Here is a 9,317-nt window from a genome sequence, read left to right on the forward strand (position 1 = left end):
CACCTCGCCCACGGCGCCCGGAGGGCCCGCGACGACCACGGGCGGGGCGACGACCGGGGCGACACCGGCGAGGACGGCGTCCACGTTGGCGAAGAACTCGCCCGCCATCCGGCGCGACACCGACGTCAGCATCCGCTGTCCCACTCCCCCGACCATGCCGCCCACGACGGCGTCGGCGTCGTACGTCACCCGGGTCGTGCCGTCCCCGGCATCGGCGAACGACACGGCGACGTCGGCGCCGATGGTGCCCGGTGCGCCGGCGCCCTGGAGGTCCATCCGCAGGGACTGCCGCTCCTGGAGGTCGTGGAGCCGGCAGGTGCCGGCGTACGTGCCCTTGATCGCGGCGACGCCGGCGGTGACGGTCATGTCGTAGCCGTGCTCGCCCGTGGCCTCGAGCCGCGAGCACCCGGGGATGGCCCGCACCAGCACGGCGGGGTCCAGCAGGGCGTCCCAGACCCGTTCGACGGGCGCGTGCAGGACGTTCTCGCCCGTGATCCTCATGGCGTCTCCTTCGTCAGGCGTAGGGCGTGCAGGTCGGACGGGGAGATGGGCATCGCGGTGATCGCGAACCCCTCCGCGTCCTCGATGGCCGCCGCGATCGCGGCCGAGCCGGGGATGACGCCCGCCTCGCCGGCGCCCTTGATGCCCAGGCGGTTGAGCGGCGACGGCGTCTCGAGGTGGTCGATCTCGATCGTGTCGGGGACCTCGGTGACGTAGGGCATCAGGAAGTCCATGAACGAGGCGTTGAGCAGCTGCCCGGAGTCGTCGTAGGCCATCCGCTCGTAGAGCGCGCCGCCGACGCCCTGCGCGACGCCGCCGTGGATCTGTCCCTCGACGATCATCGGGTTGATGATCCGGCCGCAGTCGTGGACCACGGCGTAGCGCAGGATCCTGATCTCCGCGGTGTCGGGATCCGTCTCCACGATCACCGCGTGCATGCCGGAGGCGAACGTCGCACGCTGCGGGGAGTAGAAGTCGCGGGCCTCCAGGCCCGGCTCGTCGTCCTCCGCGACGGGGGGCCGGCCCGGGTCGCCGACCGCGAACTGCGTGGCCGCCTTCGACGCCTCGTCGAAGGCGTAGCGCAGCGGGTTGGAGAGCACGGCCACCGTGCCGAGCGCGAGGGCGGCGTCGGTGCCCCGCACCTGCACGAGGCCGTCGACGATCTCGAGGTCGTCGACGTCCGCCTCGAGCGCCTCGGCCGCGATGCGCAGGGCCTTCTCCCGCACGGCCTGCGCGGCGAGCTGGACGGCCGACCCGCTCATCACGGCGGCACGCGACGCGAACGTCCCCACGGCGTACGGCATCTTGCGGGTGTCGCCGGAGACGACCTCGACGTCCTCGAGCGGTACGCCGAGCTCGTCGGCCACGATCTGCGCGAAGACGGTGGCGTGGCCCTGGCCCTGGGTGGTGAGGCCGATGGCGACCTTGACCTTGCCGGACGTCTCGACGTGCACGTGGGCACCCTCGTAGGGACCCACCCCGGTGCCCTCGACGTAGCAGGCGAGGCCGATGCCGATCCGGCGTCCCTCGGCGGCCGCCTCGACCTTGAGGGCCGGGAAGTCGTCCCAGCCGATCAGCGCCTTGAGCTTGTCCAGGGACGCCGGGTAGTCGCCCGAGTCGTACTCGAGCTCGCGGCCGTCCTGGAAGACCAGCCCGTGGTCGTAGGGGAACTCGTCGGGCTGGATGAAGTTGGTGGCCCGCACCGCCGTGCGGTCGAGGCCGAGCTCGGCGGCGATCGCGTCGATGGTGCGCTCCATGACGAAGCAGCCCTGCGGTCGGCCGGCGCCGCGGTAGGGCGTGACCATCACGGTGTTGGTGAACAGCGACTCGAAGCGCACCCGGTAGGCGCCCGGCTTGTAGGGGCCGAGCAGCTGGGTCGCGGTGATGATCGGCACGATCAGCCCGTACGGCGAGTAGGCGCCGTGGTCGTGCCAGAACATCACGTCGAGGCCCAGCACCCGGCCGTCGTCGTCGAAGCCCACCTCGACGTGGTGCACCTGCCCGCGCTCGTGGGCGGAGGAGATGAWGTGCTCGCGCCGGTCCTCGGTGAACTTCACCGGCCGGCCCAGCACCCGAGCCGCCATCGGCACGAGGAGCTCCTCGGGCCAGGGGTGGTTGATCTTGACGCCGAAGCCGCCGCCCACGTCGGGGGTGATCACGTCGACCTGCGCCAGGTCGAGCCCGAGGCGCGCGGCCACGCACCCCCGGACGCCGGTGGAGGTCTGGGTCGAGGTCCACACGGTCAGCCGGCTCGTGTCGGGGTCCCAGCGGGCCACGACGCCCCGGCCCTCCATCGGCTGGCAGGCACTGCGCTCGATGGTGAGGTCGAGGGACAGCGTGTGCGGGGCGGCCGCGATGGCCGCGGGAGCGTCCCCGTTGTGCTGCTCCATCCGGGCACCGACGTTGCCGGGCACGTCCTCGTGCACGAGGTGGGTCGCTGCGCGGGCGGCGTCGATGCCGACCACCGGGGGCAGGAAGTCGTAGCTGACCCGGATCCGGTCGACGGCGTCCTCCGCGACGTAGCGGTCGTCGGCCACCACGAACGCGATCGCCTCGCCGACGTGGTTGACCTCGTCCTTGGCGAGCGCGAACTGGGTGCGGCCGTGGGTGAGCGCGGGGTGCGGGATCAGCAGCGGCAGCGGGTCGGCCATCACGCCGTCGAGGTCGTCGTACGTCCAGACGGCGTGCACGCCCTCGAGGTCCAGGACGTCGGAGACGTCGATGTCGAGGATCCGGGCGTGGGCGTGCGGCGAGCGGAGGACGGCGGCGTGCAGGGTGCCCGGCCCGACGAGCACGTCGTCGACGTAGCGGCCGCGACCGCGCAGGAAGCGCTGGTCCTCGACGCGCGGCACCTTCTGGCCGAAGAGCTTCGTGGTCACGACGCACCGCCCTGCAGGTCGGCCTGGTCGGCCTGGAGCTCGGCGGCACGCAGGACCGCGGCGACGATGTTCTGGTAGCCGGTGCAGCGGCACAGGTTGCCGGCGATCATCTCCTGGGCCTCCGCGCGGGTGGGGTCGGGGTTGTCGCGCAGTCCCGCGGTGATGGTGGTCAGGAAGCCTGGCGTGCAGAACCCGCACTGCAGGCCGTGGCAGTCGGTGAAGGCCTGCTGGACCGGGCCCAGCGAGTCGTCGGCACCGGTCAGGCCCTCCACGGTGGTGATCTCGACGTCCTCGGAGGCCACCGCCAGCATCAGGCAGGACCTCGCCGGGGACCCGTCGACCAGCACCGTGCAGGCACCGCAGACCCCGTGCTCGCAGCCCACGTGCGTGCCGGTCAGTCCGCAGTCGTGCCGCAGCGCGTCGGAGAGGAGCCGGCGGGGCTCGACCGAGATCGCGTGCGGGGCGCCGTTGACGCGCAGGGTGATGTCGTGGCGCTCGGGGGCTGGTCGACCGGTCATCGGGTCAGGCTCCTGGAGGCTGCGTCGTCGAGGGCTGTGGTCACGACGCGGCGGGTCAGCACCCGGACGAGGTGGGCCCGGTAGTCCGCGGTGGCGTGCACGTCGGCCGTGGGATCGAGGGAGGCGAGCGCAGCCTCGCCCGGGTCGGCGCCGGAGGCGACGGCGTCGGTGAGGTCCACGACGACCGGGGTGTCGCTGACCGAGACGAACCCGGCCCGCACCTCGACGACCTGCTCGCCCTCACGGCGTACGACGACCGCGACGCCGGCCATGGCGTAGTCGCCGTGGCGACGGGCGATCTCCTCGAACGCGACCCCGCCCCCCGCTGGCAGCGCCGGGAAGAACGCGGACGTGGCGATCTCGTCGTGGTGCAGCGAGGTCTCCAGCGGCCCGACGAAGAGGTCAGCGGCCTCGATGGTGCGTCGGCCCGCGGGCCCCTCGACGTCGACCGAGCCACCGAGGAGCCGCAGCAGCACCGGCATCTCGGCCGCCGGGTCGGCGTGCACGACCGAGCCGAGGGTCGTGCCGCGGTTGCGGATCGTCGGGTGCGCGACGTGGGACAGCGCCAGCCGCAGGAGGGGCTGGCGGGCGGCGGCGTCGTCGTCGGCGAGCACGCGGGCGTGGCGCGCGAGCGCACCGACCCGGACCCCGTCGGCTTCGACGTGGACGGAGTCCAGGTCGGGGATGCCGCCGAGGTCGACGAGGGCGGACGGAGCGGCGAGCCGCATCGACAGCAGCGGGATGAGGGACTGGCCGCCGGCGAGCACCTTCGCGTCCGGGTCGGCCGTCAGGAGGCGCACGGCCTCGGCGACCGTCCCGGGTCGGTGGTACGCGAACGGAGCCGGCTTCACGGGTGACTACTCCTGGTGGGAGACGGCTTGGGCGATGTGCCCAGTGTCGTCGCCCGCGCGCCCGCTGACCATGTGGTAGAAGACGATGACCAGGATCGTGCCGAGCGCGATGCCCCCGAGCTCGAAGTCGTCGGTGACCTGCAGGGTGACGTTGCCGATGCCTGCGATGAGGCCGGCGGCCAGGCCGACGAGGTTGCGCGGCTCGCCGAAGTCGACGTGGTTCTCGACCCAGATCTTGGCACCGACGAGGCCGATCATCCCGTAGAGGACGACGGTGATCCCGCCGAGCACCCCACCCGGGGTGGCGTTGACGACGGCCCCGAACTTCGGGCAGAGACCGAGCAGGATGGCCACCGCCGCGGCGACGTAGTAGGCGGCGGTCGAGTAGACCCGCGTGGCGCCCATGACGCCGATGTTCTCGGCGTACGTCGTCGTGGGCGAGCCACCGAAGGCGCTGGCCAGGGCGGTGGCGAGGCCGTCGGCCCCGATCGCGCGGCCCATGTAGGGGTCGAGGTTCTCGCCGGTCATCTGCGCGACCGCCTTGACGTGGCCGGTGTTCTCCGCGACCAGCGCGATGACGCCCGGCAGGACCAGCAGCACGAAGGTGAGCGAGATGCTCGGCCCGTGCACGACGGACACCCCGTCGGCCAGGGTGCCGCTGGGCAGGCCGATCCAGTCCGCGGCCTTCACCCCGGCCCAGGAGATCCGGTCGTGCTCGGTGGCCTCGGTGGCACCACCGACGACGGAGGTGATCGGGCCCAGGACCTTGTCGGCCACGAACGACAGCAGGTAGCCGAAGATCAGGGTCAGGAAGACCGCGATCCGCGACCAGAAGCCGGGCAGCATCACGGCCGCGAACACCATGAAGGCGGCGGTCAGCAGGGCGATCCACTGGTCCTGGGGCCAGTARATGCCGGCCACCACCGGAGCGAGGTTGAAGCCGATCAGCATGACCACGGCCCCGGTCACCGCCGGCGGCAGGATGCGGTGGATCCACCGCGCCCCCGCGACGTGGACCAGCAGGCCGACCAGCGCGAGCACGAGGCCGCCGACCAGGATGGCGCCGGTGACGTCACTGGAGTCACCGCCCTGGCCGCGGATCGCCGCGACGCTGGCCACGAACGAGGCACTGGTGCCGAGGTAGCTGGGGACCTTGTTGGCGCAGATCAGCAGGAACATGATCGTGCAGATGCCCGAGAACATGATGGCGAGGTTGGGGTCCAGGCCCATCACCAGCGGGAAGACGAAGGTCGCCCCGAACATGGCCACGACGTGCTGGGCACCCAGCCCGACGGTCTTGCCCCACGGCAGTCTCTGGTGCGGTGCGACGGCCTCTCCCGGCGCCGGATCCACCACGTCCCACTTGAACATCGACATCTGAGTTCCCTCCCTGACACGTGTCCTGCGGCCCGCGATCGCCACGCCGTGTGGCTCCACAAGGTAGTGACGCTCATCAGACACCCTCACGGGCGAGAACTGCCGAAGGAACGCCGTCGCGGGTGGCAGACGTTGGCGCGAGTTTCTCCGTCGACTGGGTCGGGGCGGGTGGACACACTGGCGGCGGCCGACAAGGTCGCGGCCGAGCGAGACGTCGTACGCCGCCACACTGGGCCGGGCGGGCGGACCGGAGCCGGCGGGCGGGCGGAACTGGCGGCGGCCGACAAGGTCGCGGCCGAGCGAGGTGTCGTACGCCGCCACTCCTCGTCGCCACTTTCTCGTCGCCTCGACCTCGTCGCCTGACCTCGTCGCCTCGGGGCGGTGAGCCAGCCACATTCCTCGACGGTGGAATGTCGCTGAGGCACCGCTCCCGCGCGTGTCGGGGACGGCGCGCCGAGGTGGGGGTCAGCCAGCCACAGCCTGTATCCGGCGAATGTGGCTGGCTCACCGCTCCCCGCGCGTCGGGCGGCGGGCGGCGGGCAGCGGGCAGCGGGCGGCGGGCGGCGGGCGGCAGAGATCGGCGCGAGCCGTCAGGGCATGAGGTCGAGGACGCGGAGGGCGAGGGCCGCGTCGAGGCGCAGGTGCGGATCGCTCGAGAGGGGGCCGAGGAGGCGTTCCAGCTTGCCGACCCGGTACCGCATCGTGTTGTAGTGGAAGAACTGGAGCCGCGCGGCCTCGGCGACGTTGAAGTTCGTGTCGAGCAGGACCTGGAGCGTCTCGCGCAGGCCGACCGCCTCCGTGGTCGTACCGGCCAGCGGGCCGAGCACGTCGGTCGCGAACGCCTGCAGCTCGGCCGGGTCCGGCACAAGGGCGATGAGCCGGTGCACGCCCAGCTCGTCGAAGTACGTCGTGGAGCCGGGCCCGCGCAGGCGGCGCCCGATCTCGACGGAGCGTCGGGCCTGGGCGTAGGCGCGCGGCAGGTCGGTCCGTGAGGTCGACTCGCGGCTGACGCCGACGGTGAACGAGCGCCGGCCGCCGCCCTTGTCGCCGGTGACGGCGTCGACCACGCGGCGTACGACGTCGTGACCGCGCGGGTCTGCGTCGTCCACCGACAGCAGGCACACCACCTCGGAGGAGAAGTCGGCGAGCGGGCTGGCCGTCGCGACCTCCCGGACCACTTGGCGCCACGCCTGCGCGAAGCGCTCCTGCCACTGCCGGTGCTGCTGGTTGGAGACCGGGCCCTCCTCGGCGGCGGAGGGATCGATCTCCGCGCAGACCACGACGGCGGGGCGGGTCAGGTCCCAGTCGAAGGCCGCCAGGTGCTCCTCGACGTACGCCTCCGGGCCCGGCCGTCCGAGGAGGAGGTCGCGCAGGAAGTCGGCCTGGTACTTGTTCTCGACTCCCGTGACCGCGTGCTCGCGAGTGATGAGCAGGGCCGCGATCGCCGCGGCGAGCTCGAGGTCGGCCGTGTCGCCGGCCGTGAACGGGGTCGACGTCCGGCACGCCACCAGTCGGGCCAGGTCGGCACCCTCGGCGACGATCCGGACCACGCGCACCTCCCCCGCCCCCAGCGGCGCCGGGGCGGAGGTCGCGCGCTCGACGCGGAACCGGCCGCTGGGATCGGTCCAGTCGCCGGCCGTCAGGGCCGCCTCGACGGCCTCGGTCGTGGCCGCGGCACGAACCCGGCCGTCGGTGGAGGTGACGAGGACGCCGGCGTCGAGCACCCGGCCGACCTCGGTGGCGACCCGGCCCAGGTCACCGCCGTCGACCACGAGACGGGTGAGTGCGTCGTGCAGCCCGGGCCCGGCGACCCGACCGTCAGCGACTATCAAGACTTGCACCTCTTCGCGGGGATCGTTGGCAACACCTCACATCGGCAAACCGTAGTGCCCGCGCCTAGCGTGGGCCAGCATGACGGCCGAACTCCCCGTGAGCGCCTCGCCGCGCCTGCGGGACCTCCTCGCCGGGCTCCCCGACTCGACCGTGACCGTGCTGCACCGCGGGGCCCACGCGATCTATCTCGACGTCGAGGGCATCGGCTGCGTCGGCGTCCTCGGCGCCCGTGCCACCGCCGTCCCGTGCGGGCTCCGGCTGGCCACGCCCACGGTCGCGCCGCTGAGCGGCGATCGGGCGGAGGTCCGCGACGGGGTGCTGCGGGTCGACGGGACGCCCCTGCCCGTAGGCCGCGCGGTGGACGTCGCGGTCCCCCGGCTCACGGCCGCCGCGCGTATCGCACCGGTCCCACCGGTCGAATTGACCGAGCTGCCGTTCACCCCCCTGGAGCCCGAGCGGCTCGTCGGCCGCGGCAGCGGCCTCACCCCCCTCGGCGACGACGTGATCTGCGGCTGGGTGGCGATGCACCGTGCCGCGGACCTCGACATCCCCGACTACGACGCACGGGTCCGGGACCTCCTGCCCCGCACCACGCTGCTCTCGGCGGCGCTCCTGGAGTGCGCGCTGCGGGGCGAGGTGCTGCCGCAGTTCGCTGCGTACGTCGCCGCCCTGGGCACCCGGTCCGAGGACACGGCCACCGCCGCGCTCGCGGCCGTCGGGCACACCTCGGGCCGCGGGCTCCTGGCCGGCGCCGTCGCCGCCCGCCGGCACCTCCGCGACACCGGCAGGGCCGTCGCATGACCGCCTCCGACCACCGGGACCACGTCGAGCTGCGCCGGGGCGCCTACGCCGACTCGGTGGCGCTGCTCCAGCTGAGCCGCACCGTCCAGGGCATCCCCGGCGTCGAGACCGCCCAGGTGGCGATGGCGACCCCGCTCAACCTCGAGGTGCTCGACCAGATGGGCTTCACCGTCCCGGCCGACGCCACCCCCAACGAGATGGTGGTCGCGCTGCGGCTGACCGGCGACGCTCCGGACTCGGTGCTGGCCGTCGTCGAGGACGCCATCACCAAGGCCCTCACCACCCGCACCCCCTCGAGCGCCGCGGACGTCGCGCCGCCCCGGACGACCGCGACCGCCCTGCGCGGCACGACCGACGGCGTGGTGCTCGTCTCGGTCCCGGGTGCCAGTGCCCTCGTGGAGGCGATGGACGCCGTCGACGCGGGCCGTGACGTGATGGTCTTCAGCGACAACGTGCCGGTGGCGCAGGAGGTCGCACTCAAGCGGGCCGCGACCGAGCGCGGCGTGCTCGTGATGGGACCCGACTGCGGGACCGCGGTCGTCGGCGGGCTCGGCCTCGGCTTCGCCAACGCGACGTCCCCCGGACCGGTCGGCATCGTCGCCGCGTCCGGCACGGGCTGCCAGCAGCTGCTCTGCCTGCTCGACCACGCCGGCGTCGGGGTCAGCCACGCCCTGGGCGTCGGCGGCCGCGACCTGTCGACGGCCGTGGGCGGGCTCTCGACCCGGACCGCCCTGGCCCGTCTCGACGCCGACGACTCCGTCGCGCTCATCGTGCTCGTCTCCAAGCCGCCCGCCAGCGAGGTCGCCGCCGACATCGAGGAGTACGCCGCCGGGCTCGGCACCCCGGTCGAGCTCGCGTTCCTGGGCGCGGGTCGCCCCGATCTGACGGCGGCGGCCGAGTCGGCGCTGCAGCGGCTGGGTGCGGACGTCCCCGAGTGGCCGGCGTACCTCCCCGCCGCGCCGCGGTCCTCGCGCGGCGGCCACCTGCGCGGGCTGTTCGTCGGGGGCACCCTGTGCGACGAGGCGATGCTGGTCGCCGCCGCCGAGCTGGGACCGATC

Annotated in this window: 9 protein-coding genes; 3 read left to right on the forward strand and 6 right to left on the reverse strand. The window is 73.3% G+C overall.

The window, feature by feature from the left end; all coding sequences use genetic code 11:
* From ACXJKL_RS07630 to ACXJKL_RS07650, 5 genes are all read right to left on the reverse strand, one after another.
* On the reverse strand, window positions 1-501 hold a 501-nt coding region (locus tag ACXJKL_RS07630), incomplete at its 3' end, for an SRPBCC family protein (RefSeq protein ID WP_457206460.1).
* The gene (cutA, locus tag ACXJKL_RS07635) at window positions 498-2,879 is read right to left on the reverse strand and encodes an aerobic carbon-monoxide dehydrogenase large subunit (RefSeq protein WP_457206461.1); all 2,382 of its coding nucleotides are present in this window, start codon (window positions 2,877-2,879) and stop codon (window positions 498-500) included. The genes ACXJKL_RS07630 and cutA, both read right to left, overlap by 4 nt.
* Window positions 2,876-3,397, reverse strand: a complete 522-nt coding sequence (locus ACXJKL_RS07640; protein ID WP_457206462.1) for a (2Fe-2S)-binding protein — start codon at window positions 3,395-3,397, stop codon at window positions 2,876-2,878. Before ACXJKL_RS07640 ends, cutA begins: the two co-directional genes overlap by 4 nt.
* Window positions 3,394-4,248, reverse strand: coding sequence for an FAD binding domain-containing protein (locus tag ACXJKL_RS07645; RefSeq protein ID WP_457206463.1), 855 nt, complete (start codon window positions 4,246-4,248; stop codon window positions 3,394-3,396). Before ACXJKL_RS07645 ends, ACXJKL_RS07640 begins: the two co-directional genes overlap by 4 nt.
* A 6-nt stretch (window positions 4,249-4,254) precedes the next feature.
* The gene (locus tag ACXJKL_RS07650; protein WP_457206464.1) at window positions 4,255-5,625 is read right to left on the reverse strand and encodes a uracil-xanthine permease family protein; all 1,371 of its coding nucleotides are present in this window, start codon (window positions 5,623-5,625) and stop codon (window positions 4,255-4,257) included.
* A gap of 168 nt (window positions 5,626-5,793) precedes the next feature.
* Between ACXJKL_RS07650 and ACXJKL_RS07655 the strand changes: the two genes are divergently transcribed.
* Complete coding sequence (locus ACXJKL_RS07655) at window positions 5,794-5,988, forward strand: hypothetical protein (RefSeq protein ID WP_457206465.1); 195 nt, start codon at window positions 5,794-5,796, stop codon at window positions 5,986-5,988.
* A 227-nt stretch (window positions 5,989-6,215) separates the two neighbouring features.
* Here the strand turns inward: ACXJKL_RS07655 and ACXJKL_RS07660 are convergent, their stop codons facing one another.
* Entirely contained in the window at window positions 6,216-7,457 is a 1,242-nt protein-coding gene (locus tag ACXJKL_RS07660) for a PucR family transcriptional regulator (RefSeq protein WP_457206466.1), read from the reverse strand.
* A gap of 79 nt (window positions 7,458-7,536) precedes the next feature.
* Between ACXJKL_RS07660 and ACXJKL_RS07665 the strand changes: the two genes are divergently transcribed.
* On the forward strand, window positions 7,537-8,259 hold the full coding sequence (locus ACXJKL_RS07665; protein ID WP_457206467.1) for a DUF2877 domain-containing protein: 723 nt from the start codon (window positions 7,537-7,539) through the stop codon (window positions 8,257-8,259).
* Window positions 8,256-9,317: FdrA family protein (locus ACXJKL_RS07670; protein ID WP_457206468.1), on the forward strand; the 1,062-nt coding region annotated here is incomplete at its 3' end. The genes ACXJKL_RS07665 and ACXJKL_RS07670, both read left to right, overlap by 4 nt.

The sequence above is a fragment of the Nocardioides sp. P5_C9_2 genome, assembly GCF_054049555.1.

What these genes read in the sequence shown, in the direction of transcription:
- ACXJKL_RS07665 (WP_457206467.1), top strand. Translation starts at nt 7,537, where the DNA reads ATGACGGCCGAACTCCCCGTGAGCGCCTCGCCGCGCCTGCGGGACCTC.
- ACXJKL_RS07640 (WP_457206462.1), bottom strand. Translation starts at nt 3,397, where the DNA reads ATGACCGGTCGACCAGCCCCCGAGCGCCACGACATCACCCTGCGCGTC.